This window comes from Nocardioides caldifontis (assembly GCF_008087345.1).
GTDB classification, from domain to species: domain Bacteria; phylum Actinomycetota; class Actinomycetes; order Propionibacteriales; family Nocardioidaceae; genus Marmoricola_A; species Marmoricola_A caldifontis.
On record NZ_ML701736.1, the window covers coordinates 428,116 to 453,896 of the forward strand.

The following is a 25,781-nucleotide window of genomic DNA, read 5'->3' on the forward strand; positions in this document are numbered from 1 at the left end:
CACCGGTTCAACAGGTCACTGGGTGAGCAGGTCCACGTAGGCGTCGAGCACCTGGGACGCCGACGACGGGCCGCCGAAGGTCCAGATCCCCTCCGGGAAGGCGTGGCTGCGTCCCTCGGCGACCGCCGGGATCGACTTCCAGACCTTGCTCTTCTCCAGCTCGGCGAACACGTCGCCGGCGGGGTCGACCGTGCCGGTGTGGAAGAAGGTGGCGTCGCCGACCTTGGTCATCCCCTCGATGTCGGTCTGGCCGAGGCCGTACGCCGGGTCGACCTCGCCCTCCCAGGCGTTGACGAGACCGAGCTCCTCGCCCAGCTCGCCCATCAGCGACCCCTGGCCGAACGGGCGGATCGCGACGTTGGCGCCGTCGACCCAGCCGTCGAAGTACACGAACTCCGTGCCTGCGACGTCGGTGTCCTCCAGGGCCGCCTTGGCCTCCTCGAGCTTCGCGTCGAGCTCGCCGAGCACCTCGTCGGCCCGCTCCTCGCGGCCGGTCGCCTGCGCGATCAGCTCGAAGGTGGCCCTCATGTTGCCGATCGGGTCGGCCGCGTCGGCGCCCTTGGTGGCAAGCACCGGCACGTCGTACTTCGCGAGCTGCTTGAGGATCTCGTCCTCGGCCGTGTACGCCTCGACGACGACGAGGTCCGGGTTGGTGCCGAACAGCGCCTCGAGGTTCGGCTCGCCGCGGGTGCCGACGTCCGTGGTGCCCTCGGGGAGCTCCTCGGAGGTGACCCACGTGGAGTACCCCTCGACGTCGGCCACCGCGACCGGGTTCACGCAGAGCGCCAGCAGGTCCTCGGTCTGCTGCCACTCGAGGACGGCGACCCGCTCGGCCGGGGCGTCCAGCTCGAGCTCACGGCCGTAGGAGTCGGTGAGGCTGACCGGCCCCTCCGAGGTCGCGACGTCGTCGCAGCCGGAGGAGGATGCGGCCTGCTGGGTGTCGTCGCCTCCCTGGTCGGCGGAGTCGTTCGTGGTGGTCGTCTGACCGCAGGCCGCCAGCGCCAGGGCGGCGGCAGGGACCAGGGCAGCAGCGATCGATCGTCGGATCATCTCTTCCTCGTGTGTGTGAAGGGTCGGCGTCAGCGCCGGAGGTGGTGCTTGCCACGTGGCTCGATCCGCACCCGCCCCGTGTCCGGGTCGCAGGTGGTCTCGATCGGCAGCCCGTAGACGTCGGTGAGGTGGTCCGCCGTGAGCACGTCGACGGGTACGCCCGCGGCGCGCACGCGGCCGTGGTGGAGCAGCACGACCCGGTCGGCCACCGCGGCGGCCTGGTTCAGGTCGTGGAGGACGACGCCGATCGCCGTCCCGTGGTGGTCGGCGAGGTCGCGGACGAGGTCGAGCGTCTCGACCTGGTAGCGCAGGTCGAGGTGGTTGGTGGGCTCGTCGAGCAGCAGCACCGAGGTGTCCTGCGCCAGGCAGCTGGCCAGCCAGACGCGCTGCAGCTCGCCGCCCGAGAGCTGGTCGACCGCGCGGTCGGCCATCGTCGTCGTCCCGGTCAGCTCCATCGCGTGCGCGATCGCGCCGCGGTCGGCGTCGGTCAACGCCGCGAAGCGGCGCCGGTGGGGGTGGCGGCCGAACGCCACCACGTCGTGGACGGTCAGCCCCGACGGGTGGGGGCGCGACTGCGAGAGCAGGGTGACCTGGCAGGCGAAGGCCTTCGCCGACAGCGGGGAGCTGTCCGCGCCCTCGAGCTCGACGGTGCCGGAGGTGACCGGGTGGAGCCGGGCGAGGGAGCGGAGGACCGTCGACTTGCCCGACCCGTTCGGGCCGATCAGTGCGGTGACGACACCCGCCTCCAGCCCAACCGAGACGCCGTGCACGACGGTGCTCCGCGGGTAGCCCAGGACGAGCTCGTGGCCGGCCAGAGCTGCTGTCATGGCGCAGAGGGTAGCCTAACTAAGGCTCCCCTAACAGAGGCGGTCCGCCTCCTCCTCCTAGGGTGGTCGGTGACTCCCGTCTCCTAGCACCACGGAGCCTGACCTGAGCACCGCACCCCCGCTGCCGGCCGCCGTCCTCTGGGACATGGACGGGACCCTCGTCGACACCGAGCCCTACTGGGTCGCGGTCGAGACCGGGCTCGTCGAGTCCCACGGCGGCACCTGGACGACCGAGCACGCGATGAACCTCGTCGGCAACGACCTCATGGACTCCGCGCGCTACATCCGGGAGCACGGCGGGGTGGACCTCACCCCCGAGGAGATCGTCGAGGAGCTCCTCGACGGGGTGGTCGGCCACATCTCGCGGCAGGTGCCGTGGCGCCCCGGCGCGCGGGAGCTGTTGGGCGGGCTGCGGTCGTCCGGCGTCCGGTGCGCCCTGGTCACGATGTCGTACGAGCGGTTCGTCGCACCGGTCCTCGCCGCCCTCCCGAAGGGCTCCTTCGACGTCGTGGTGACCGGCGACGCCGTCTCCCGGGGCAAGCCCCACCCCGAGCCGTACCTGCACGCCGCCCGGCTCCTCGGCGTCGACCCCGCGCAGTGCCTGGCGATCGAGGACTCCAACACCGGCGCCCGCTCCGCCGAGGCCGCCGGCTGCCTCGTCGTCGTGGTCGAGAACCACGTCCCCGTCGCCCCGGGCGAGCGCCGCGTCTTCCTCCCGACCCTCGACGGCGTCTCGCCGACCGACCTCGCCGCCCTGACCCCCTGAACCGCCGGGTCGGCGCTCATACCGCGACAGGACGGCCAGGTCGGCGTGGTCGTAGTACCGGCGGACAGTGGTGGGGCGCCCGCACCGCGACGCAGGGTTCCTCCACCAATCCACGACCACGGGAGGACACCATGACCACGAGGACGAGCCCCGGGCGGTTCGGCGCCCTCGCGCTGGCGGCCGCCGCCACCGCGCTGCCCCTGACGCTGCTCACCGCGGTGCCGGCATCGGCCAACGACGACGACGTCATCCGCCGCGGCGGCTGCAGCGGCGCCACGGACTGGAAGCTCAAGGCCAGCCCGGAGGACGGCCGGATCGAGGTCGAGGGCGAGATCGACAGCAACCGCAACGGCCAGGAGTGGCGGTGGCGGATGAAGCACAACGGCTCGCTGACCGCCAAGGGCACCAAGACCACCAGGGGCGCGAGCGGCTCGTTCGAGGTACGCCGGGTGGTGGTGGACCTCCGTGGCACCGACCGGCTCGTCTTCCGCGCGGTGGACAAGAGGAGCGGCGAGGTGTGCCGCGGGACCGTGCGGTTCTGACGCACGACGTGCGTCGGACCTCCCTCCCGGGGGCGCCCCCACGTCGATACTGGGGGCGTCCCCGAGGAGGTCCCGTGTCCGCGTTGCGCAGCCCCGTCGTGCTCTTCCTCGCCACGGGGCTGCTGGCGCTCGTCGTGATCGTGGTCGGCACCAACCAGCTGTCGTCCGACGCGGCCGCCGACGAGGCGGTCGCGGACGCACGGGCAACCTCGGAGCTGCTGGCCAAGTCGGTGGTCGAGCCCGGGATGCCGCGCGGGCTCGTGGCGCTCGACCCGGGTGCCATCGACCGCTTCGACCGGCAGGTCGGCCACCGCCTCTGGGTCACCGACGTCGACCGCGTGAAGATCTGGCGGGCCGACGGCACGATCCTCTGGTCGGACCAGCGTGAGCTCATCGGTGACCGGTTCCCGCTCGACGACGAGGCCCGCGAGGCGCTGGAGCAGGACAGCACGGTCGCCGAGATCTCGAACCTGCGGCGTCCGGAGAACCGGTACGAGTGGGGGAAGGGCGGGCTGCTCGAGGTCTACACCCGCATCGAGTCGCCCGAGAAGGAGCCGCTGCTCTTCGAGGTCTACTACTCGGCGGAGACGATCACCGACCGGCAGGACGACATCTTCTCGCAGTTCCGTCCGATCACCCTCACGGCACTCGGGCTCGTCGTGCTCGTCGCGACGGGGCTGCTCTGGGCCCTCACCGGACGGCTGCGTCGCTCGGGCGAGGAGCGCGAGCGGCTGCTCCAGGCAGCGGTCGACGCCTCCGACGCCGAACGGGTGCGGATCGCCCGCGACCTCCACGACGGCGTGGTCCAGGACCTCGCCGGCGCCACCTTCGCGGTCTCGGCGCTCGCCCGCTCGACCGAGCTCCCCGACCAGGCACGCGCCACCCTGGCCGGCGCGAGCCAGTCGCTGCGCGCCGGGATGCGCGGTCTGCGCTCGCTGATGGTGGAGATCTACCCACCCGACCTCGACGCCGACGGGCTGGCCGCGGCCCTCGACGACCTGCTCGCACCTGCGGCCGCGCAGGGCGTGACCGCCAGCGCCCGGGTCGCCGACGTCGGCGGCGCCAGCGACCACAGCATCGCGCTGGTCTGGCGGGTCGCCCAGGAGGCGGTGCGGAACGCACTGCGGCACAGCGGCGCGAGCAACCTCGACGTCGACGTCGCACGGGACGACGGCCGGCTGGTGCTCACGGTGACCGACGACGGCCGCGGGTTCGACCCGACCGAGGACCGGGAGCCCGGCCACTTCGGGCTGCGTGGCATGGGCGGCCTCATCGACGAGGCCGGCGGCCGGCTCGACGTACGCTCGGCGCCGGGCGCGGGCACGACGATCCGCCTCGAGGTGGACGGGGGCCACGGATGACCGACAGGACCGAGGACGGCTCGTTGCGCGTCGTGCTTGTCGACGACCACGCCGTGGTGCGCCGCGGTCTGGCCGAGCTGCTCGCCAGTGCCTCGGACATCGAGGTCGTCGGCACCGCCGGTGACGGCGAGGAGGCGCTCGGGGTCGTGGGGGAGACCCACCCCGACGTGGTGCTGATGGACCTGCAGATGCCGCGCACCGACGGTGTCGAGGCCACCCGTCGGCTCCTCGCGTCCGGCTTCGACACGCAGGTGCTGGTGCTCACGTCGTACAGCGACAGCGAGCGGATCCTGGCCGCGCTCGACGCGGGTGCGGTCGGCTACCTGCTCAAGGACGCCGATCCCGACGACGTCATCGAGGGGGTGCGCGCGGTGGCCCGCGGCGAGTCACCGTTGCACCCCAAGGCCGCCCGCGAGCTGCTGCTCGCCCGCAGCCGCCCCGCGGAGCCGAAGGCCGCGCTCACCCCGCGCGAGGCCGACGTGCTGCGCCTGGTCCGGCTGGGGCTGGCCAACAAGCAGATCGCGCGCCGGCTCGGGATCAGCGAGCGGACCGTCAAGGCCCACCTGACCTCCGCTTTCCAGCGGATCGGCGTGCAGGACCGCACGCAGGCGGCGCTCTGGGCCGAGCGCCACGGTCTCTGACCGATCGGCGGCGACACCGCAGGAAATCGTTGCCGATTCGCGACCTCACGGTGGCCGATCTCCTGCTGTCGGAGGGCTAGCGTGCCCACGTCCCTGCGCGGAACGGCCGGTCGGCCGCGGACCGTGCGATCCCCGAGGAGTGAGGTGTGAGGGTGAACCGCAGACGAAAGGTGCTGGCCCTGGCCGGCGCCGGTGTGCTGGTCGCATCGCTGGCCGCCTGTGGCGGCGACGACGGTGGCGACGGTGGCAGCGGCGGCGACGGGGGCGGCGGCGAGTCCTGGATCCTCGGCACGACCGAGTCGATCACCGCGATGGACCCGGCCGGCTCCTACGACATGGCGTCGTGGAACATGCAGTACTCCCTGTTCGAGCAGCTGCTGGTCACGCCTCCGGGCGAGAGCGAGCCGGTCGGCGACGCCGCGGAGTCGTGCGACTACGACGACTCGCAGACGATCACCTGCACGCTCCGCGAGGGGCTGACGTTCTCCAACGGCAACGAGCTGACCTCCTCCGACGTCAAGTTCTCCTTCGAGCGCAACATCACCATCGCCGACCCGAACGGCGCCTCGGTGCTGCTCGGCCAGCTGATGGACCCCGACGCCGAAGCGCAGACGATGCGCGAGGACGCCATCGAGACGCCGGACGACCGCACCGTGGTCTTCCACCTGAACTCGCCGGACACGACGTTCCTCAAGCTGCTGTCGACCGCGGTCACCTCCATCGTCGACGAGGAGACCTTCCCTGCCGACTCGCTGCTCGACGACGCCGACGTCGTCGGCTCCGGCCCCTACACCCTGAGCCAGTACAAGGCCGGCGAGCAGGCGGTCCTCGAGGCAAACGAGAGCTACGACGGTGAGCGCACGCCGCAGGCCGCCCAGGTGTTCGTGCAGTACTTCAGCGACTCCACGCCGCTGAAGGAGGCCATCGACACCGGCCAGATCGACATCGCCTGGCGGACCCTCAGCCCGACCGACCTCACCGACCTCCAGGAGAACGGCGAGGCCGAGGTCATCGAGGGCGAGGGCGCGGAGTTCCGCTACTGGGTCTTCCAGCTCGGGACGCCGACCGGCAAGGAGCTCGCGGTCCGCCAGGCCGTGGCCCAGCTCATCGACCGCGACACGATCGCGCAGGACGCCTACGACGGCACCGTCTCGCCGGCGTACTCCATCGTCCCGCCGGGCTTCACCGGCCAGAAGGACTCCTTCTCCGAGATGTACGGCGACGCGCCGGACGTCGACGCGGCGACGAAGACCCTCGCCGACGCCGGTGTGAAGACTCCGGTCGACATCACGCTCGGCTACACCCCGACCCACTACGGCCCCAACGCGGTCGACGAGGCGACGGAGCTGTCCGAGCAGCTGAAGGCGAGCGGGCTGTTCAACCCGAAGATCGAGCAGGCCGAGTGGGAGCAGTACCAGACCCTCTACAAGGAGAACGCCTACGACCTGTTCCAGCTCGGCTGGTACCCCGACATCCTGGACGCCGACAACTACCTGACCCCGTTCATCCGGGACGGCGGCTTCTACCAGAACAACTACTCCAGCGACGAGGTCAACGAGCTGCTGACCCAGGAGCTGGCCGAGACCGACGCCGACGCGCGGGCCGAGATCATCGGCCAGCTGCAGGACATCGTGGCGCGGGACGTGCCGCTCGTCCCGTCGTGGTTCGGCAAGAACATCGCCGTCGCGGGACCGGGGATGAGCGGCGTCGAGGAGACCCTCGACCCGACGTACATCTTCCGGCTCTGGGCGATCAGCAAGGGCTGACCCGCTCGGCGGGGCACCCCGCCGCACCGTCAACCCCAGGAGGGTCCGGGGCTCCGGCCCCGGGCCCTCTACCCACGTCACGCGCCCGCATCGGGCGCGTGAACCAGGGAAAGGAACCGCATGGCCTCCGCCGCACAGGGCTCGCTGCCGCGGTACGTCGTGCAGCGGCTGCTGCTGATGATCCCGATGATCTGGGTCGTCGTCACCGTGGTCTTCCTGCTGCTGCGCGTCGCTCCCGGCGACCCGGTCAGCGCCTCGGTGGGCGGCCGGCTCAGCGAGGAGGAGCTCGACCGGCGCCGCGAGGCGCTCGGCATCGACCGGCCGCTGTGGCAGCAGTACCTCGAGTACCTCGGCGACGTCGCCCGCTTCCGGTTCGGTGAATCCCTCTCCGACAACCGGCCGATCACCTCGATCATCATCGACAACGGTGGGGCCACGCTGACCCTGACCCTCGGCGCCTTCCTGGTGGCGCTCGTCATCGGCATCCCGCTCGGGCTGGTCGCCGGCCGACGCCGCGACTCGGCGGCCGACGTGGGGATCCGGCTCTTCGGGATCACCAGCTACGCGGTGCCCGTCTTCGTCACCGGTCTGGTGCTCGTGCTCCTCGCCGGTGGCACGGGGTGGCCGACGTACGACATCGCCTCGCCGATCACGAAGTTCCAGGTCGAGCCGGTCACCCACATCCTGCTGGTGGACGCGTTGATCGCCGGCGACATGGGTGCCGTCGGTGACGTGCTCCAGCACCACGTCCTACCCTGCCTGACGCTGGGGCTGTTGCTCTGCGGCGTCTTCATCCGGCTGGTGCGGGTCAACCTGCTGATGACGATGAAGGGCGACTACGTCGAGGCGGCCCGTGCCCGCGGCATCCCGGAGCGCTACGTGGTCCGGCGCCACGCCTTCCGCAACGCGCTGGTCCCGCTGATCACGGTGCTCGGCCTGCAGGTCGCGCTCACCCTGGCCGGGGCGATCCTGACCGAGCGGACCTTCAACTGGCCGGGGCTCGGCACCCAGCTCGTCGACTACCTCAATGCCCGTGACTATCCCGCGGTGCAGGGGCTGGTCACCTTCTTCGCGGTGATCGTCGTGGTCACCAGCCTGATCGTCGACATCGTCAACGCGCTCGTCGACCCGAGGGTGAGGTACTGATGCTCTCCCGGCTCCTCGGACCCATCCGCTCCACGACCGGCACTGCTCGGTGGCTGCTGGTCGCGGGCGTGGCGATCACCGGCGTCTTCGTGCTGATGGCGCTGCTCGCGCCGTGGATCACCCCGACCGACTTCGCGCAGCGCAGCGTCGACGGCGTCAAGCTCCCGAAGCTAGCCTCGCCGTCCGGCGAGCACTGGTTCGGCACCAACGACCAGTTCTACGACATCTTCTCGCGCGTCGTCTGGGGCGCCCGGACGGCGCTCACGGTGATCGTGCTGTCGGTGCTCTTCTCGCTGGTCATCGGCGTCGTGCTCGGCCTGGTGTCCGGCTACGTCGGCGGGTGGACCGACCGGCTGCTGGTCTTCCTCACCGACGCCCTCTACGCGTTCCCCAGCCTGCTGCTGGCGATCGTCTTCTCGTTCGTGCTCAGCAACGCGCTGGGTGGTGGCGTCGTCGCCGCCGCGCTGTCGCTCACCGTGGTCTACATCCCGCAGTACTTCCGGGTGGTCCGCAACACCACGGTCTCCGCGCGCGAGGCGACGTACGTCGAGGCGGCGCGGGCGATCGGCGCGAAGGACACCACGATCATGAGCCGCTACCTGTTCGGCAACGTCGTGCAGTCCGTCCCGGTCATCGGCACCCTGAACGCCGCCGACGCGCTCGCGACGCTGGCGGGGCTCGGGTTCCTGGGCTTCGGCATCCAGCCCAACGAGGCCGCCGAGTGGGGCTACGACATCGAGCGGGCGCTCGACGACGCCCAGGCCGGCGTGTGGTGGCCGGCGATCTTCCCCGGCGCGGCGATCGCGTTGCTGGTCATCGGGCTGACGCTGATCGGCGAGGGGCTCAACGAGACGGTCAACCCGGCGCTGCGGCGGCGCAGGCTCCAGGAGGTCGTCATGCCGGCCCGGGGGCTCGCCACCAGCGGCGTGGCCGCCGCGGGGACGGCCGACGGAACGGAGGGGGAGCGGTGAGCGTGCCCACGACAGCCAGCAGCGGACCGGTGGTCCGCGCCGAGGACGTCCGCGTCTGGTACGGCACCGAGCGCGGCCCGGTCCGCGCCGTCGACGGTGTCACGTTCGACCTGCGCCCGGGGGAGATCCTCGGGCTGGTGGGGGAGTCCGGCTGCGGCAAGTCGACGCTGGGTCGCGGGCTGCTCGGGCTGCTGCCCGACGGCGCGAAGATGGACGGCGCCCTGGAGTTCCGCGGCGAGAACCTGCTGACGCTCTCCAAGCGCGAGCTCGCCGAGCGGCGCGGGGTCGACCTCGGCATGATCTTCCAGGAGCCGCTGACCCGGCTGAACCCGCTGATGCGGATCAGCGAGCACTTCCGGGAGACGCTGCGGACCCACGAGCCGGGGCTCTCCAAGGCGGAGATGGACCGGCGCGCCCTCGACGTGCTGCGTCGGATGGGCATCCCGCCGACCCGCTACCGCTCGTACCCGCACGAGTTCTCCGGCGGGATGCGGCAGCGGCTGATGATCGCCCTCGCGCTGGTGCTCCGCCCGGCGTTCGTGGTCGCCGACGAGCCGACCACGGCCCTCGACGTGCTCGTCGAGGCGCAGATCATCCGGATCCTCCACGACCTCCGCCGCGAGTTCGAGACCTCGTTGCTGCTGATCACCCACAACCTCGGCATCGTCGCGGAGGCCTGCGACCGGGTCGCCGTGATGTACGCCGGAGAGATCGTGGAAATCGGCGACGCTCGCCAGGTCTTCAGCGACCCGCAGCACCCGTACACCCGCGAGCTGCTCCGGTCGACGATCTCGCTGTCCACCACCGGGCTGCACTACATCCCCGGGGCGCCGCCGGACCTCGTCGAGCCGCCACCGGCCTGCAAGTTCCACCCCCGGTGCCCGGACGCGATGCAGGTCTGCGCTACCCGGTGGCCGGCGCCCGTACAGCTTCCCGCCGGCTCGCGGGCGCAGTGCTGGGCCGCGGAGGAGCGCAACCGGCTGATCCGCCTGACCGAGGACGAGCGCCGCCCGCTCGAGCGAAGGGAGCTGTCCGTTGCCGACGAAGCCTGAGGCCACGGCGACCGCCGTCGCCAGCGACTCGCTCTTCGACGTCGAGGAGCTCGAGGTCCACTACGACCTGCGAGGTGGCTCGCTCGCCCGGCTGTTCGGCCGGGACACCGGCGTCGTCCGCGCCGTCGACGGGGTCTCCTTCCAGCTGCGCCGGGGCGAGGTCCTCGGGCTGGTGGGGGAGTCCGGCAGCGGCAAGACCACGCTGGGCCGTGCCCTCCTCGGACTCGTCCGGCCGACCTCCGGCGCCGTGCGCTACCACGCGGGGCAGGGGCCGGTCGACATCGCGACCTCCTCGAACCGTGAGCTTCGCGGGCTCCGACGCGAGCTCCAGATGGTCTTCCAGGACCCGAACGCCGCGCTGAACCCGTCGATGGACATCGAGACCGCGGTCGGCCACCCGCTGAAGATCCACGGGATCGCCAAGGGCGCGGAGCTGCGCCACCGGGTCGCCGACGCACTGGAGCGGGTCGGGCTGGCACCCGCCGAGAGGTACATGTCGAAGTACCCCTCCGACCTCTCCGGCGGCCAGAAGCAGCGCGCGGTGCTGGCGCGCGCGGTGATCCTCGGCCCCGAGCTGCTCGTCGCCGACGAGCCGATCTCGATGCTCGACATGAGCGTGCGGGCGAAGATCCTCGAGCTGATGCTCGGGCTCAAGGCAGACCTGGGGCTCACCTACGTCTACATCACCCACGACCTGGCGAGCGCGAAGTTCTTCTGCGACCGGGTCGCGATCATGTACCTCGGCCGGATCGTCGAGATCGGCCCGACCGACGAGATCTTCGCCTCGCCGAAGCACCCGTACACCAAGGCGCTGCTGGCCGCGATCCCCGAGCCCGACCCCGAGCGGATGGTGCCGCGCGACCTCCCGCGCGGCGAGATTCCGGACGCGGCGAAGCCGCCGATGGGGTGCCACTTCCACCCCCGTTGCCCGGAGGCCGTGGCGCAGTGCGGATGGGAGTCGCGCGACCTGCGCGTGCTGCTCGAGGAGCACTGGACGCGGCGCGACCCGGCGGCGTACGAGCGGGAAGGAGACCTGGTCGGCTCCCTCGACAAGCTCGACACCCCCGCGAAGGAGGCCACCCTCGGCACCGGGTCGTCCGCGGCCGAGGTGCACCAGCTGCTCGACCGGATCCGCGGCGAGGATCCGTCGGAACCGTTGTGGTCCGGCGTCGAGGAGGTCGTGGAAGGTCCGGACGGCGTCAGCGTGCGGTTCAAGGCAGGGGTCGACCCGGCTCTGCGGCAGTCGGACGGGGTCGAGGTGGCCTGCATCCACCACCCGGTGTCGGTGACGCTCGAGCCGGCACGCGGCGACGGCTGACTCGGCAGGTTCGCGTCGGCCACCGTCGTGCCGGGTTTGCCCCGGGGGTGCCCGGATACGGATGGGAAGGACGCACCCGCGACCGAGGAGTGACCGTGAGACTGCCGCACCGCCGCCCACTCGCCCTGGCCCTTGCCGCCGGGTTGCTGACCGCACCGCTCACCGCCTGCGGCGGAGACGTGGAGGGCGAGAGCGGGAGCGACGGCGACCAGACGCCGACCGCGCCGCCCACCGCCGACGACGGTGAGGGCGACGGCCAGACCGGGGAGCAGGACGACCCCTGATCCGCCTCAGGCGGTGTCCTCCGGCGCCAGCACCGGATCCGCGACCGCCTCGCGGGTGACCACCGGCAGCGGCGGCGGCGTCCCGCCGAACTCCGGGCACAGCGCCTGGTGGGAGCACCAGCCGCAGAGCGCCGTCCGGTTCGGTCGCCAGTCACCGGTCTCGGCGGCCCGGGTGATCGCCTTCCAGATCGCCTCGAGCTTCCGCTCCACCGCCCGCAGGTCCCGCTCCTCCGGCACGTAGCGGAGCACCTCGCTGTTGCCGAGGTACATCAGCTGCAGCAGGTCCGGGACCGTGCCGCGCAGCCGCCAGAGGACCAACGCGTAGAACTTCATCTGGAACAGCGCCTTGGCCTCGAAGAACGGGCTGGGCGACTTGCCGGATTTATAGTCCACCACCCTGACCTGGCCGGTCGGGGCGACGTCGAGCCGGTCGACGAACCCCCGCAGGAGCAGCTTGCTGTCCAGCAGCGTCTCGACGTACATCTCCCGCTCCGCGGGCTCGAGCCGGCGCGGGTCTTCGAGGGTGAAGTAGCGCTCCAGCGTCTCCCGGCAGGAGACCAGCCAGGGGCCGAGCTCGGCGTCGTCGGCGAACAGCGCCTCGAGCGACGGGTCCTCGGCGAGCAGCGCCTGCCACGCCGGCTCCAGCATCGCGGCGGCGCGGTCCGGGGTGCGGTCGGGGGCCGGCAGGTCGAAGAGGTCCTCGAGGACCTTGTGCACGACGGTCCCGCGGACCGCCTCGGGGGACGGCTCCTCGGGGAGCCGGTCGATCGTGCGGAACCGGTAGAGCAGCGGGCAGGACATGAAGTCGCCGGCGCGGCTGGGGGAGAGCGACCCGACCACGTCGACGCCGTCGACCACCCGGGCCCCGTCGGGCCTGCGTCCACCGGCCCGGACCTGCTCCACCACCACCTGCGCCATGCGGGTCAATCTAGGGGCGGCCGCCGACAGAACCGCGGTGCGGCACGGCGGGAGGGGCCGACTGCCGCTCGGATACCTTGGAGCCGTGGCGCACAGGACCGGGCTCGGAGCCCCTGCGGAGCACCGTGACCCCGGGACCCTCCGGATCGGGTCGATCGGCGGGGTCGACGTGCTCGTTCGCACCTCCTGGCTGCTCGTCGCGGCGCTGATCTCCTACGTGGTCGCCCCGCGGATCGAGGCCGAGGCGCCCGGGCTCGGCGCGCTGACGTACGTCGCCGGCCTGGCGTTCGCCGTCCTGCTGACGCTCAGCCTGCTGCTCCACGAGGTCTCCCACGCCCTGGTCGCCAAGCGCTACGGCATCCCGGTCCGCTCGATCACCCTGCACTTCATCGGCGGGGTCACCGCGGTCGACGGGGAGCCGGCGACGCCGAAGCAGGAGTTCTGGATCTCGTTCGTCGGCCCGGTCACCTCGCTCGGGATCGGCGGGGCCGCCCTGGCGCTCTACCCGATCACCCCCGACGGGCTGCTGAAGTTCGTGGTCGTCGGGCTCGCCGGGGCGAACCTCGTCGTCGGCGTCCTCAACCTGGTCCCCGGGATGCCGTTGGACGGCGGGCGGGTCCTGCGGTCGGTGGTGTGGAAGGTGACCGGCAGCCCCCACCGCGGCACCACCGTCTCGGGGTGGGCCGGCCGGGTCGTCGCCGTCCTCGCGCTGCTGGTCCCGGTGCTCCTCGTCGAGCTCGGCTACGAGGTGACCGTCCTCGACTACGTGATCGCCGGGATCTTCGGGTGGTTCCTCTGGTCGGCCGCCACCGCGGCGATCCAGTCGGGGCGGATCCGTGCCCGGCTCCCCGCCCTCCGGGCCCGTGAGCTGGCCCGCCGGGTGGTGGCCGCCGAGCCGGAGCTGCCGCTGTCCGAGGCCCACCGCCGGGCCACCGCCGCGCAGGCCGGCTCGATCATGACCCTCGACCACGCCGGTCGCCCCGCGGGGCTCGTCAACGAGGCTGCGCTCGCTGCCACACCCGAGGAGCGGCGCCCCTGGGTGCCGGTCAGCGCGGTCGCACGCACCCTCGAGGCGGGGCTGACGCTGCCGGCCGACATCTCCGGCGAGGAGCTGCTGCGGGCGATGCAGCGGACCCCCGCGACGGAGTACCTCCTCGTCGAGCCCGACGGCTCGGTCTTCGGCGTCCTCAGCACCGCCGACGTCGACCGGGCGTTCGCGGCGGCCACCGACTGAGCGGTGGCCGCGGCTTCCTAGACTGCCCGGCATGTCCGAGCAGACCCCTGCCCCCGTCCCGTCCACCCGGGACGACGACGTCGCACCCCAGGCATGGTCCGGAGTGCACCGGGGTCCGCTCCGGGAAGGTGAGTGGGTCCGGCTCACGGACGGCAAGGGGCGCCGGCACAACTTCCCGCTCGAGGCCGGCAAGAGGTTCTTCAGCAACAAGGGGCACCTCGACCACGACGAGCTGATCGGGCGCGAGGAGGGGTTCACCGTCACCTCGTCGAAGGGCGGCGAGTACCTGGTCTTCCGCCCGCTGCTCAACGAGTTCGTGGTCTCGATGCCGCGTGGCGCGGCGGTCGTCTACCCCAAGGACGCCGCCCAGATCGTGGCGATGGCCGACATCTTCCCCGGGGCCCGGGTCGTCGAGGCTGGGGTCGGCTCCGGCGCCCTGACCTGCTCGCTGCTCCGTGCGGTCGGGCCCACCGGCCGCGTCTCGTCGTACGAACGGCGCGAGGAGTTCGCCGACGTCGCCCGCCGCAACGTCACCCAGTTCTTCGGCGCGGCCCACCCGGCCTGGTCGCTCACCGTCGGCGACCTGGCCGAGGCGCTCCCCGGCAACGACGAGGACCGCCGCGTCGACCGGGTCGTGCTCGACATGCTCGCGCCGTGGGAGTGCGTCGACGTGGTCGCGGACGCGCTCGCGCCCGGCGGGATGGTGTGCGCCTACGTCGCCACCACCACCCAGCTCAGCCGCACGGTGGAGACGCTGCGCGCCCACGGCGGCTTCACCGAGCCCCAACCGTGGGAGACCCTGGTCCGCGACTGGCACGTCGAGGGGCTCGCGGTGCGCCCCAGCCACAGGATGAACGGCCACACCGGGTTCCTCGTGACCGCGCGCCGGATGGCGCCCGGCGCCCGCCCGCCGCGGAAGACACGCCGACCGGCTCCGGGCGCGTACGGCGTCGACTACGTCGGCCCGCGTCCCGACGACCTCCCGCCCCAGGTGGAGCAGGAGCCCTACCAGGACTGAGATGTGCCTGGGCCCCCGGTGCGTCCCACCTGTCGGATGCAAGGTCACGAGTCGGCGACACGAGGTGCGTCCACCTGTTCACACCTTTCTCCGTCCGAGTAGGTTGATATCTCGATACCCCCCTTGGTTGGAGGTGAGCCGCATGCCACTGTCCGCTAGCAGCTCCGGTGGGTCCGGCCGGACTCCGGAGGACCTGCAGGAGCAGGTCGCGTTCCTGGAGCACGAGGTGGACGAGCTCCGCCGCCGTCTCCTGGACACCCCGGGTTCCGCCCGCCACCTCGAGCAACGGCTCTCCGACACCCAGCGCTCGCTCGCCGCGGTGACCGCGCAGAACGAACGCCTCGCCCAGACCCTGCGCGAGGCGCGCGACCAGATCCTCACGCTGAAGGAAGAGGTAGACCGGCTGGCCCAGCCGCCGTCCGGGTTCGGCGTCTTCCTGCAGCGCAACGAGGACGACTCGATCGACGTGTTCACCGGCGGCCGGAAGCTCCGGGTGCAGGTCAGCCCGTCCGTCGACCTCAACTCGCTCCGCAAGGGGCAGGAGGTCATGCTCAACGAGGCGCTCAACGTCGTCGCCGCGCTCGCCTTCGAGACCGTCGGCGAGGTCGTGATGATGAAGGAGCTGCTCGAGGACGGGGAGCGCGCGCTCTGCATCGCCAACGCCGACGAGGAGCGGGTGGTCCGGCTCGCCGACACCCTCAAGGACCAGCCGCTCCGCGCGGGGGACAGCCTGCTGTTCGACAGCCGGTCCGGCTACGTCTACGAGCGGATCCCGAAGTCCGAGGTCGAGGAGCTGGTCCTCGAGGAGGTCCCGGACATCGCCTACGAGTCGATCGGTGGTCTCAAGGGGCAGATCGACCAGATCCGCGACGCCGTCGAGCTGCCGTACCTCTACCCGGACATGTTCCAGGAGCACGAGCTCAAGCCGCCGAAGGGCGTGCTGCTGTACGGCCCGCCCGGCTGCGGCAAGACGCTGATCGCCAAGGCGGTCGCGAACTCGCTGGCGAAGAAGGTCGCGGCGAAGACGGGCCAGGAGGGGAAGTCCTACTTCCTCAACATCAAGGGCCCCGAGCTGCTGAACAAGTACGTCGGCGAGACCGAGCGCCACATCCGCCTGGTGTTCCAACGGGCGCGCGAGAAGGCCAGCGACGGCTGCCCGGTGATCGTGTTCTTCGACGAGATGGACTCCTTGTTCCGCACCCGCGGCTCCGGGGTCTCCTCCGACGTGGAGAACACCATCGTCCCGCAGCTGCTCAGCGAGATCGACGGCGTCGAGACGCTGGAGAACGTCCTGGTCATCGGTGCCTCGAACCGCGAGGACATGATCGACCCGGCGATCCTGCGCCCCGGCCGGCTCGACGTGAAGATCAAGATCGAGCGGCCGGACGCCGAGTCCGCGCGGGACATCTTCAGCAAGTACCTCACCGCGAACCTCCCGCTCCACGCCGACGACCTCGCGGAGTTCGGCGGCGACAAGGAGGCCTGCGTCGCCGGGATGATCCAGCGCACGGTCGAGCGGATGTACACCGAGTCCGAAGAGAACCGGTTCCTCGAGGTCACCTACGCCAACGGCGACAAGGAGGTCCTGTACTTCAAGGACTTCAACTCGGGCGCGATGATCCAGAACATCGTCGACCGGGCCAAGAAGATGGCGATCAAGGACCTCCTCGAGCACCAGCAGAAGGGGATCCGGGTCCAGCACCTCCTCCAGGCCTGCGTGGACGAGTTCAAGGAGAACGAGGACCTGCCGAACACCACCAACCCCGACGACTGGGCCCGCATCTCCGGCAAGAAGGGGGAGCGGATCGTCTTCATCCGCACGCTCATCACCGGCAAGCAGGGCACCGAGCCGGGGCGGTCGATCGACACGGTCTCCAACACCGGGCAGTACCTCTAGGTCCTCGCTCCCGACGCACGGACGGCTCCTCGCACCGGAGCACCGTCCGTGCGTCAGGGGCAGGCGCGTCAGTGGCGGCTCAGCCACGCCAGCCGCAGGGCGCGCTTCGTGTCGCCGAGCCCGTCGTACCAGACCCGGACCTCGGTGCGGCAGCGCACCCGCTGGAGGCGGCGGTCGTACTCGTCGCACTCGGCCCGCGCCTCGGAGTCCGTGGGCGGGGAGATCGAGCTCCCGTCGAAGTGGAAGACGGTGAAGCCGTCGAGCTTGTTGCCCTCGATCCGGGTGATCGTGTCCGGCGGCGGTGTCCAGAACGGTCTCGCCGCATCGGCAGGGGAGAGCGTCGCCGCGGTGAGGATGCCGGCCGCGGAGGACAGGGCGAGGAGGAGGGCGGCGCTCGCGCCGCGCTTGAGGATCGTCATGCGCCGGAACGTACGGGCGGCTTCGGCCACCGGCACCGGCTCGAGGCCGGACTGTGCAGGGAGCGGCGGGACCGCCGCCTGGGGAGACCGGACGGTCAGACGGGGTCGGTGACGTCGGCGACCGTCGCGCCGAGGGCGGCGACCAGCTCGCCGGCGTCGACGGTCAGCGCCACGCCGTGCGCCCCGCCGCCGACCGAGATGCGGCCCTCGAGCCTCGCGTCGGCGACCACCGGCCAGGGGTGGCTGCTGCCCAGCGGGGTGATCGTGCCGCGCTCGTAGCCGGTCACCGACAGCGCCACGTCCGCGCTCGGCATCGACATCCGGTTGACGCCGAGCAGCGCGCGGAGCTTCGGCCAGGAGATCTCGCGGTCGCCCGGGACGAGCACGAACCGGTAGTCGTCGTCGGAGAGCCGGACCACCAGCGTCTTCACCACCTGGCGCGGGTCGACGCCGCGGACGGCCGCGGCCTCCTCGAGCGAGCGCACCCTGCCGTGCCGGGTGACCTCGAAGGCCAGCCCCAGCTCCGTCGCCGCCGCGACCGCGGTCTCCTCAGCCACCGTGCACCGCCTTCCCGCGGTAGAGGTGGGCCATCGGCCGGGTGAACGCCGGGCCCGGGAGGTAGCCGGTGTGCAGGTCGCGCACCTCGAGCCCGGCCTCGCCGAGCAGCTCGGAGGGGTCCCGCGTCAGGTGGCACCCGCCGGCGACCCGGCGCTGCACCGGCTCCAGCCGCCGCTGCCAGGCGCGGACCCGGGGCGACGGCGCACGCCCGTGCTCGAGGAAGTGCACCTCGCCGCCCGTCCGGAGCACGCGGCGCAGCTCACCGAGCGCCGTCCGGACGTCCGCGACCGTGCAGAGCGTGAAGGTCACGAGCACGTGGTCCACCGACGCGTCGGGCTCCGCGAGCCGCTCGCCGGCGAGCCCCGACCTCACCACAGGCACCCCGCGGGCCTCGATCCGGGGCCGGGCCATCCGCCACGCACGGTCGTTCGGCTCGACGGCGGCCACCTCGCGGACCGTCGTCGGGTAGTGGGCGCAGTTCAGCCCGGAGCCGAAGCCGAGCTCGAGGACCCGGCCGGACAGCCCCGCGCAGGCGGCCGCGCGGTGGTCGGCCAGCTCCGGGATCCCGCAGGTCCGCTCGACCAGGTGCGGGACGACCCGCCGCTCCCACCAGCCCATCAGCGGAGCACCCCGGCGTAGTCGCCGACACCGTCGCGGGCCAGCCGCTCCAGCAGCGCGCGGGTGTCCGGGACGAACGGCCAGGACGGGTCGGCGAGCCGCGCGCCCAGCTCGTCGAGCGTCATCCAGCCACCCCAGACGACCTCGCCGTCGGCATGGGCCACCGGACCGTCGTACGTGACCTCGAAGGCGTGCGCCACGCAGCGGACCGTGTCGTCCTCGTAGCGGCCGACCCCGAGCGGACGCAGCGGCACGCCCGTGACGCCGAGCTCCTCCTCGAGCTCGCGCCGCGCCGAGCCCTCGGGCTCCTCGCCGGCTTGGCGGACCCCGCCGGCCGCCGCGTCGTACGCCGAGGGCTGCCAGTCCTTCTCCGCTGACCGCCGGTGCACGTAGATCCGGCCGTCCGGGTGGCGGACCAGCACGGCGGTGGAGGCGTGGCGGAGGTTCTCGGCCCGCATCCGGCTCCTCGGCGCGCTCCCGACGACCGCGCCGGCCTCGTCGACCAGCGCGACGTCCTCGTCCGGGGAGGCGGGAACGACGGCCACCACGCAGACGGTACTCGCCGCTCTCCGGGGCCGCCGGCAACGTAGGCTCGGGGCCATGAGCGTCCGGCGGATCATGGGCACGGAGACCGAGTACGGCATCTCGGTCCAGGGCCAGCCCACGGCGAACCCGATGGTGGCCTCCTCGCAGGTGGTCAACGCCTACGCCACCTCGACGCTGAAGGCACGGCGGGCCCGGTGGGACTTCGAGGAGGAGTCGCCCCTGCGCGACGCCCGCGGCTTCGACATGAGCCGCGAGGTCGCCGACCCCACCCAGCTCACCGACGAGGACCTCGGGCTGGCCAACGTCATCCTCACCAACGGCGCGCGGCTGTACGTCGACCACGCGCACCCGGAGTACTCCACCCCCGAGTGCACCAACCCCCGCGACGTCGTCAGGTGGGACAAGGCCGGCGAGCTCGTCATGCAGGACGCCTCGCGGTTCGCGGCGAACGTGCCGGGCAGCGCGCCGATCCTGCTCTACAAGAACAACACCGACAACAAGGGAGCGTCGTACGGCGCTCACGAGAACTACCTCATGCGCCGCTCGACGCCGTTCGTCGACATCGTGCGCCACCTGACGCCGTTCTTCGTCAGCCGCCAGGTGGTCGTCGGCGCCGGCCGCGTCGGGCGGGGACAGGACGGCCACGACCACGACTTCCAGGTCTCCCAGCGCGCCGACTTCTTCGAGGTCGAGGTGGGGCTGGAGACCACCCTCAAGCGGCCGATCATCAACACCCGCGACGAGCCGCACGCCGACCCGGAGAAGTACCGACGCCTCCACGTGATCATCGGCGACGCGAACCTGAGCGAGATCTCCACCTACCTCAAGGCGGGCACCACCTCGCTGGTGCTCGCGATGATCGAGGACGGCTTCATCAGCCGCGACCTCACCGTCGACCAGCCGGTGCGGGGGCTCCGGGCGGTCTCCCACGACCCCACGCTGCGCCACCTGCTCGAGCTCCGCGACGGCCGGAAGCTGACCGCGGTCCAGCTCCAGATGGAGTACCTCGACCTGGCCCGCAAGTTCGTCGAGGACCGCTACGGCGCCGACGCCGACGAGCAGACCCGCGACGTGCTGGCCCGCTGGGAGTCGGTGCTCACCCGGCTCGAGACCGACCCGATGCTCTGCGCGCGCGAGCTCGACTGGGTCGCCAAGCTCAAGCTGCTCAACCGCTACCGCGACCGCGACGGGCTCGACTGGTCCGACGCCAAGCTGCACCTCGTCGACCTGCAGTACTCCGACATCCGCCCCGGCCGCGGCCTCTACAACAAGCTGGTCGCGATGGGCCAGATGGACCGGCTGCTCACCGACGAGGAGATCCACGAGGCGGTGCACGTCCCGCCGGCCGACACCCGGGCGTACTTCCGTGGCCGCTGCCTCGAGCAGTACGCCGAGCAGATCGCCGCCGCCTCCTGGGACTCGGTGATCTTCGACCTGCCCGGCCGTGAGTCGCTGCAGCGAGTCCCCACCATCGACCCGATGCGGGGGAGCAAGGCGCACGTGGGGGAGCTCCTCGACCGCTGCACGACCGCCGAGGAGCTCTTCGAGGCGCTCACCCGCGGCTGACGCCCCTTCCGACCCCCTGTCCTCCGACCAGGCTCGTCGTGCCGGTGCGACCGGACCCCACGGGGACCGGCGGGCCGACCCCCCGGCCAGGTCCGCTCCTCTGCATGGCGGCGCACGACCCACGGTTTTCACGTCCCGTCGCCCGGGGCGGCGTACTTCGACGGCATCCCCACCGCGAGCCCGGCCCGACCGGGTCGTGGACCGGATGCGGTCGACACGGGCGAGGGCGCCGTACCTCCGCGGGCATCGGGGAAGCTCGACGCTGACCGCCCCGCCGTGGTCACGGCTGCTGGAGACGGCCGACGTCCTGCTCGCCCACCGCGACTGGCTGCGCGAGGACCGAGCGGCGTCCCGGTGATCTGCGAGATCGTCGGATCCCGCCCCACGACCGACGATCTCGCAGATCGGCGGTGCCCGAGGCGTCGGGGGCACGGCCGCGTGGGGCACGCGCTAGGTTTGCGGCAGGCGATCACGGGAGGCAAGCCATGGCGCAGGAGCAGAAGCAGCCCCGCAAGAGCACCGAGGACGAGGTCGAGGTCGAGGAGCTGCCGGAAGCCGACGTCGCGGAGCGCAAGGAGCAGCTCGACGAGGACATCGACGCGATCCTCGACGAGATCGACGACGTCCTCGAGAGCAACGCCGAGGACTTCGTGAAGTCGTTCATCCAGAAGGGTGGCCAGTGACCGGTTCTGCATGGGGCAACCGACTGCCGGAGGCGTTCCTGACCCCGGGCTCGTCGTCGTTCATGGACTTCCTCAGCCACCAGGCGCCTGAGCTGCTGCCGGGGCGCCGCGCGACGCCGACCGGCAACGCCGCCGACCTCGCGCCGCACGGCACGACGATCGTCGCGGCGACGTTCCCCGGTGGCGTGGTGATGGCCGGCGACCGGCGGGCGACCATGGGCAACGTCATCGCCCAGCGGGACATCGAGAAGGTGTTCCCCGCCGACGAGTACTCCTGCGTGGGCATCGCCGGCTCCGCAGGGCTCGCGGTCGAGATGGTGCGGCTGTTCCAGCTCGAGCTCGAGCACTACGAGAAGATCGAGGGCACCACGCTCTCGACCGACGGCAAGGCCAACCGGCTCGCCACGCTGATCCGCTCGAACCTCGGGATGGCGATGCAGGGGCTGGCGGTCGTGCCGCTCTTCGCCGGCTACGACCAGGCCGCCGGCCACGGCCGGATCTTCTCCTACGACGTCACCGGCGGCCGCTACGAGGAGACCGCGTTCCACTCGGTCGGCTCGGGCTCGCTGTTCGCCCGGGGCGCGCTGAAGAAGCTCTACCGCGACGACCTCGACGAGACCGGCTGCGTGACCGCGCTCGTCCAGGCGCTGTACGACGCCGCCGACGACGACTCGGCCACCGGCGGCCCCGACATGACGCGCCGGATCTTCCCGGTGGTCGCGGTGATCACCGACGACGGCTACCGCCGCCTGCCCGACGACGAGGTGGCCGGCATCGCCGACCAGGTCGTCGGCGCCCGGATGCAGCGTCCCGACGGTCCCGCCGCGTCGCTGACGTGACCGGCCCCCACCAGCACGACACAAGGAGCAGCCACCTGTGAGCATGCCGTTCTACGTCTCGCCCGAGCAGCTGATGAAGGACCGGGCGGACTTCGCGCGCAAGGGGATCGCGCGCGGGCGCAGCGTCGCGGTGCTGCAGTACGCCGACGGCATCCTGTTCGTCTCCGAGAACCCGTCGGCCGCGCTGCACAAGATCAGCGAGATCTACGACCGCATCGCCTTCGCCGCGGTGGGCCGCTACAACGAGTTCGAGAACCTCCGCATCGCCGGGGTCCGGCTCGCCGACATGCGGGGCTACTCCTACGACCGTCGCGACGTCACGGGCCGTGGGCTCGCGAACGCCTACGCCCAGACCCTCGGCGCGATCTTCTCCTCCGGCGGCGAGAAGCCCTACGAGGTGGAGCTGTTCGTCGGCGAGGTGGGCGACACCGCCGACGGCGACCAGATCTACCGGCTCACCTACGACGGCCAGGTGGCCGACGAGCAGGGGTTCGCCGCGATGGGCGGCTCGGCGGAGACGGTGACCAACCACATCAAGGAGCGGTACCGTCCCGGCGCCTCGCTCGAGGAGGCGCTCCGCTGGGCGGTCGAGGGGCTCGGCTCCACCGACGGCGGCCAGCCGCGGGAGATCCCGGTGACCTCTCTGGAGGTGGCGGTCCTCGACCGGACCCGAAGCCAGCAGCGCAAGTTCAAACGGCTCACCGACAGCCAGCTCGCCCGGCTGCTCGCCAAGGACGAGACGCCCGCGCCCGCGCCGGCAGCCACGGACGACACCCCGGTCGCACCACCCCGGGACCCGAGCGACCCGCTGGCCTGATGGCCGGCAGGGTGCACGCCTGGCGCCAGGTCGGCGAGGACCGGGTCCTCCACGACGGCCACCTCCGGGTGGTGGGCCGCACGTTCGAGATGCCCGACGGCCGCACGGCCGAGTGGGAGCTGCTCGGCCCGATCGAGAGCGTCGGGGTCCTGGCGCTGACCGACGACGGCTCGGTGGTCGCCGTCCACGAGTACCGCCCCGGCCCCGGCCGCGTCGTCCTCAACCTGCCGAGCGGGATGGTCGACCCCGGCGAGAGCCCGGCCGATGCCGCGGCCCGCGAGCTGACCGAGGAGACCGGCTGGGTCGCCGGGGGTGTCGAGGTGGTCGCCTCGTTCGCCGCCATGGCGCACGGGCTCTGGACCAAGCACGCCGTCGTCGCCCGCGGCTGCACCCCGACGGGCGAGCAGGCACTGGACGAGCTCGAACACATCGAGCCGGTGCTGCTCTCCGTCGACGACCTCCGCCGCGCGGCCCGGGCAGGGGAGATGGTCGGCACCGACCTGGTCTACCTCGCGCTCGACCACGCCGGGCTGCTCTGACCGTCGCCTACGGTGGCCGGATGAGGGGCTGGCGCGCCGTGCCGGCCGCGGTCGTCGGCTGCGGCCTCGTCCTCGCCGCCTGCACGACCGACGACGAGCCCACCACGGCTCGGGCGCCGACGGCCGGCGCGACCCCGTCCCCGAGCAGCACGCCCACGATCCCCGCTCCGGAGAAGGAGCAGCCCGTCGTGCTCGTCGTGCACGCCACCGACGACCGCACCTCGCTCAGCAGCCGGGCCGCCCGCGCCGCGCTCCGCGGTCGGCTCTCCTCGCTCCACACCTTGGCGGCCCCCGGCATGCCGGTGGGCCCCGACGTGCCGGTCAGCCCCGCGCGCACGGTCCTGCGCCGGGTGGAGCAGCGACCGGGCACCCTCGGGATCGTGCCGGCGACCGCCGTACGCCCGACCGTGAAACGGCTCCTCGTCGGCGGGATCGACCCGCTCCGCGACCCCGACGGCTACCCGCTCAGGGCGGAGGGGCCCGAGCCGCCGGACGCCACCACGCTGACCGTCGTCGGCGACGTGATGCTGACCAGGGGCGTGACCGACCCGCAGGGTGCGCTCGCCCCGCTGGCCGGCCGGCTGCGCCGCGCGGACGTGACGGTCGGCAACCTGGAGAGCACCCTGTCCACGGCAGGGGAGCCGCAGCAGGGCGGGGACTCGTTCGGCGGCAGCCCCGCGCTGATCGGCCCGCTGCGCCGCGCCGGGTTCGACGCCCTGTCGCTGGCGAACAACCACACCGGCGACTTCGAGGAGCAGGCGCTGCTGGAGACCGTGCGGCTCCTCCGTCGGGCCGGGCTGCGCCCCTTCGGCGCCGGCGACGACCTGCTCACCGCGCGCCGCCCCGCGGTCGTCGAGGTGGACGGCACGCGGTTCGGGTTCGTCGGGTTCAACGCGATCGGGGAGACCCCGATGGCTGCGACCGGTGTCCCGGGGGCCTTCGGCCTGCGGATGCCCCCGCGGACCGGCCCGCTGAACCGGGCGGACCTGAGGTTCGTCGAGGACCATGTCCGCGCCCTCGACCGCCGCGTCGACGTGCTGGTGGTGCTGCCGCACTGGGGGACGCAGTACACCCACCGTCCCGAGCCCGTGCAGCGGCTCGTCGCCCGGCGGCTCGTCGAGGCGGGTGCGGACCTCGTCGTCGGCGGCCACCCCCACTGGGTCCAGGGGCTCGACGTCCACCGTGGCACCGTCGTCGCCCACTCGCTCGGCAACTTCGTCTTCGACATGGACTTCATGGTCGAGACCCAGCAGGGGGTCGTGCTGGAGGCGACGTACTGGGGCGACGAGCTCAAGGCGGTCGACCTCGTGCCCTACCGGATGGACGCCTCGTTCGCCCCTCGACCGGCGTCCCCGGAGGAGGGACGGGAGATCCTGGCCGACGTCTGGTCGACCTCCACCGGCCCGTTCAGCGCGGGGTGAGCCAGGCGAGGACGGTGCGCGCGGCACGTTCGAGCTGGCGGCGGTCGACGACGGAGGGCACGTCTCCGGGCGAGTGGTAGCCGGCGTACGACGTGCTCCCGAGCCGCGCCCCGGGCAGCCCGGCCCGGACGAAGGACCAGTGGTCGCTCGCCCGGTTCCCGGTGCAGGGGACGGTCTCGACGCCGGCCCGGTCGGCGGCGTCGAGGAGCGCCGCACGCAGCGCATCCGCCGGCCCGGCGCTGCAGACCGGCAGCACGGAGCCGACACCGACCCGGTCGAGCGCGACCATCCCGCGCACGGCCTCACGCTCCGCTCCGGACAGCGAGGCGACGTAGTGGCGCGAGCCGTAGTGGTGGTCGTCGTCGGTCGGCCCCCGCGGCTCCTCGGCGCCGAAGGCCACCAGCACCACCGGAAGCCGGGTGCGCCGGGCGGCCACCGCCTCCGCGACGGCGAGCAGCACGCCAACTCCCGACGCGTTGTCCTCGGCGCCCGGCGCCTGCGGGACGGTGTCGAGGTGGGCACCGACCACGAGGTGCGGCTCGTCGAGCCGGGTTCCTGGGAGGGTGGCCACCACGTTGAGCGAGCGGCCGGCCCGGACCGGGACGCCCCACGAGACACCTCCGGGGGCGTCGAACCGCTGCTTGTGCACGGCGTACCCCCACCCCTCCAGCTCCGCGGCGACCAGCTCCGCGGCACGGCGGAACTCCGGGCTCGTGCCGTGGCGCGGCCCGATGCCCCGGGCGAGCCGGAGGACGGTCGACCAGGCCGTGCCGACCCTGGCGTCGTCCGGGGAGAGCCGGTCGGGACGCACGACGGGCGGCGTCTCGACGCCCCGAGGGGAGGTGGAGGGCGTGGGCTCGCCCGGCGCCGTCCGCGCCGGCTCGGTCCGCTCCGGCTCGCCATCACCGCCGCCCGTGCAACCGGCCAGTGCACCGCCAGCGAGGAGGACGGAGACGACGGCTGCGGGAAGGCGCACGCCCCCAT

Annotated in this window: 28 protein-coding genes; 20 read left to right on the plus strand and 8 right to left on the minus strand. The window is 72.4% G+C overall.

Annotated features, from left to right (window positions below):
* Positions 1-15 precede the first annotated feature (15 nt).
* Positions 16-1,050 (minus strand): iron-siderophore ABC transporter substrate-binding protein, encoded by a 1,035-nt coding sequence (locus FIP57_RS04850; RefSeq protein WP_148572367.1) that lies wholly within the window; start codon positions 1,048-1,050, stop codon positions 16-18.
* A gap of 29 nt (positions 1,051-1,079) precedes the next feature.
* A complete protein-coding gene (locus FIP57_RS04855; protein WP_148572368.1) occupies positions 1,080-1,877 on the minus strand; it encodes an ABC transporter ATP-binding protein in 798 nt (265 codons plus the stop codon).
* Between the two features lie 121 nt (positions 1,878-1,998).
* On the opposite strand from FIP57_RS04855, the gene FIP57_RS04860 reads away from it, so the two are divergent.
* From FIP57_RS04860 to FIP57_RS04905, 10 genes are all read left to right on the plus strand, one after another.
* On the plus strand, positions 1,999-2,643 hold the full coding sequence (locus FIP57_RS04860) for an HAD family hydrolase (protein WP_275266135.1): 645 nt from the start codon (positions 1,999-2,001) through the stop codon (positions 2,641-2,643).
* Positions 2,644-2,774: 131 nt separating this feature from the next.
* Positions 2,775-3,185 carry a hypothetical protein gene (locus FIP57_RS04865; RefSeq protein WP_148572370.1) on the plus strand — a complete coding sequence of 137 codons (411 nt, stop codon included), beginning with the start codon at positions 2,775-2,777 and terminating at the stop codon, positions 3,183-3,185.
* 74 nt (positions 3,186-3,259) lie between these two features.
* Complete coding sequence (locus FIP57_RS04870) at positions 3,260-4,546, plus strand: sensor histidine kinase (RefSeq protein ID WP_148572371.1); 1,287 nt, start codon at positions 3,260-3,262, stop codon at positions 4,544-4,546.
* The gene (locus tag FIP57_RS04875) at positions 4,543-5,187 is read left to right on the plus strand and encodes a response regulator (protein WP_148572372.1); all 645 of its coding nucleotides are present in this window, start codon (positions 4,543-4,545) and stop codon (positions 5,185-5,187) included. The genes FIP57_RS04870 and FIP57_RS04875 overlap by 4 nt, the downstream gene beginning before the upstream one ends.
* A gap of 152 nt (positions 5,188-5,339) precedes the next feature.
* Positions 5,340-6,953, plus strand: a complete 1,614-nt coding sequence (locus FIP57_RS04880) for an ABC transporter substrate-binding protein (protein WP_148572373.1) — start codon at positions 5,340-5,342, stop codon at positions 6,951-6,953.
* A 120-nt stretch (positions 6,954-7,073) separates the two neighbouring features.
* The gene (locus FIP57_RS04885; RefSeq protein WP_148572374.1) at positions 7,074-8,099 is read left to right on the plus strand and encodes an ABC transporter permease; all 1,026 of its coding nucleotides are present in this window, start codon (positions 7,074-7,076) and stop codon (positions 8,097-8,099) included.
* Positions 8,099-9,070 carry an ABC transporter permease gene (locus tag FIP57_RS04890; protein WP_148572375.1) on the plus strand — a complete coding sequence of 324 codons (972 nt, stop codon included), beginning with the start codon at positions 8,099-8,101 and terminating at the stop codon, positions 9,068-9,070. The genes FIP57_RS04885 and FIP57_RS04890 overlap by 1 nt, the downstream gene beginning before the upstream one ends.
* Positions 9,071-9,072: 2 nt before the next feature.
* Positions 9,073-10,122, plus strand: coding sequence for an ABC transporter ATP-binding protein (locus tag FIP57_RS04895; RefSeq protein WP_238993283.1), 1,050 nt, complete (start codon positions 9,073-9,075; stop codon positions 10,120-10,122).
* Entirely contained in the window at positions 10,106-11,440 is a 1,335-nt protein-coding gene (locus tag FIP57_RS04900; protein ID WP_148572377.1) for an ABC transporter ATP-binding protein, read from the plus strand. Before FIP57_RS04895 ends, FIP57_RS04900 begins: the two co-directional genes overlap by 17 nt.
* A gap of 95 nt (positions 11,441-11,535) precedes the next feature.
* Positions 11,536-11,724 carry a hypothetical protein gene (locus tag FIP57_RS04905; protein ID WP_148572378.1) on the plus strand — a complete coding sequence of 63 codons (189 nt, stop codon included), beginning with the start codon at positions 11,536-11,538 and terminating at the stop codon, positions 11,722-11,724.
* A 6-nt stretch (positions 11,725-11,730) separates the two neighbouring features.
* On the opposite strand, the gene FIP57_RS04910 is transcribed toward FIP57_RS04905, so the two are convergent.
* A complete protein-coding gene (locus FIP57_RS04910; RefSeq protein ID WP_148572379.1) occupies positions 11,731-12,642 on the minus strand; it encodes a RecB family exonuclease in 912 nt (303 codons plus the stop codon).
* 85 nt (positions 12,643-12,727) lie between these two features.
* On the opposite strand from FIP57_RS04910, the gene FIP57_RS04915 reads away from it, so the two are divergent.
* The 3 genes from FIP57_RS04915 to arc all read left to right on the plus strand — a co-directional run bounded on the left by FIP57_RS04915 (position 12,728) and on the right by arc (position 16,791).
* Positions 12,728-13,876: a site-2 protease family protein gene (locus FIP57_RS04915; protein ID WP_238993284.1), complete on the plus strand. Its 1,149-nt coding sequence runs from the start codon at positions 12,728-12,730 to the stop codon at positions 13,874-13,876.
* A 31-nt stretch (positions 13,877-13,907) separates the two neighbouring features.
* Positions 13,908-14,894, plus strand: a complete 987-nt coding sequence (locus FIP57_RS04920) for a tRNA (adenine-N1)-methyltransferase (RefSeq protein WP_148572381.1) — start codon at positions 13,908-13,910, stop codon at positions 14,892-14,894.
* Positions 14,895-15,036: 142 nt separating this feature from the next.
* Complete coding sequence (arc, locus tag FIP57_RS04925) at positions 15,037-16,791, plus strand: proteasome ATPase (RefSeq protein WP_148572382.1); 1,755 nt, start codon at positions 15,037-15,039, stop codon at positions 16,789-16,791.
* A 68-nt stretch (positions 16,792-16,859) separates the two neighbouring features.
* Here arc and FIP57_RS04930 read toward each other — a convergent pair whose 3' ends face one another.
* The 4 genes from FIP57_RS04930 to FIP57_RS04945 form a co-directional block, all read right to left on the minus strand.
* A complete protein-coding gene (locus FIP57_RS04930; RefSeq protein WP_148572383.1) occupies positions 16,860-17,210 on the minus strand; it encodes a hypothetical protein in 351 nt (116 codons plus the stop codon).
* A 95-nt stretch (positions 17,211-17,305) separates the two neighbouring features.
* Positions 17,306-17,767: an aminoacyl-tRNA deacylase gene (locus FIP57_RS04935; RefSeq protein ID WP_148572384.1), complete on the minus strand. Its 462-nt coding sequence runs from the start codon at positions 17,765-17,767 to the stop codon at positions 17,306-17,308.
* The gene (locus FIP57_RS04940) at positions 17,760-18,386 is read right to left on the minus strand and encodes a class I SAM-dependent methyltransferase (protein ID WP_148572385.1); all 627 of its coding nucleotides are present in this window, start codon (positions 18,384-18,386) and stop codon (positions 17,760-17,762) included. The genes FIP57_RS04935 and FIP57_RS04940 overlap by 8 nt, the downstream gene beginning before the upstream one ends.
* The gene (locus FIP57_RS04945; protein WP_238993285.1) at positions 18,386-18,931 is read right to left on the minus strand and encodes an NUDIX hydrolase; all 546 of its coding nucleotides are present in this window, start codon (positions 18,929-18,931) and stop codon (positions 18,386-18,388) included. Before FIP57_RS04945 ends, FIP57_RS04940 begins: the two co-directional genes overlap by 1 nt.
* A gap of 55 nt (positions 18,932-18,986) precedes the next feature.
* Between FIP57_RS04945 and dop the strand changes: the two genes are divergently transcribed.
* The 7 genes from dop (at position 18,987) to FIP57_RS04975 (ending at position 24,797) form a co-directional block, all read left to right on the plus strand.
* The gene (dop, locus tag FIP57_RS04950; RefSeq protein WP_148572387.1) at positions 18,987-20,498 is read left to right on the plus strand and encodes a depupylase/deamidase Dop; all 1,512 of its coding nucleotides are present in this window, start codon (positions 18,987-18,989) and stop codon (positions 20,496-20,498) included.
* Positions 20,499-20,703: 205 nt separating this feature from the next.
* A complete protein-coding gene (locus tag FIP57_RS23095; protein WP_162529686.1) occupies positions 20,704-20,856 on the plus strand; it encodes a hypothetical protein in 153 nt (50 codons plus the stop codon).
* A 127-nt stretch (positions 20,857-20,983) separates the two neighbouring features.
* Entirely contained in the window at positions 20,984-21,181 is a 198-nt protein-coding gene (locus tag FIP57_RS04955; protein WP_148572388.1) for a ubiquitin-like protein Pup, read from the plus strand.
* 62 nt (positions 21,182-21,243) lie between these two features.
* Complete coding sequence (gene prcB / locus FIP57_RS04960; protein ID WP_148572560.1) at positions 21,244-22,020, plus strand: proteasome subunit beta; 777 nt, start codon at positions 21,244-21,246, stop codon at positions 22,018-22,020.
* A 37-nt stretch (positions 22,021-22,057) separates the two neighbouring features.
* Complete coding sequence (gene prcA / locus FIP57_RS04965; RefSeq protein ID WP_148572389.1) at positions 22,058-22,837, plus strand: proteasome subunit alpha; 780 nt, start codon at positions 22,058-22,060, stop codon at positions 22,835-22,837.
* Positions 22,837-23,376, plus strand: coding sequence for an NUDIX hydrolase (locus FIP57_RS04970; protein WP_148572390.1), 540 nt, complete (start codon positions 22,837-22,839; stop codon positions 23,374-23,376). Before prcA ends, FIP57_RS04970 begins: the two co-directional genes overlap by 1 nt.
* A gap of 20 nt (positions 23,377-23,396) precedes the next feature.
* Complete coding sequence (locus FIP57_RS04975) at positions 23,397-24,797, plus strand: CapA family protein (protein WP_148572391.1); 1,401 nt, start codon at positions 23,397-23,399, stop codon at positions 24,795-24,797.
* Here the strand turns inward: FIP57_RS04975 and FIP57_RS04980 are convergent.
* The gene (locus tag FIP57_RS04980) at positions 24,784-25,773 is read right to left on the minus strand and encodes a M28 family peptidase (protein WP_238993287.1); all 990 of its coding nucleotides are present in this window, start codon (positions 25,771-25,773) and stop codon (positions 24,784-24,786) included. The two genes, FIP57_RS04975 and FIP57_RS04980, sit on opposite strands and share 14 nt — an antisense overlap.
* Between the last annotated feature and the right edge of the window lie 8 nt (positions 25,774-25,781).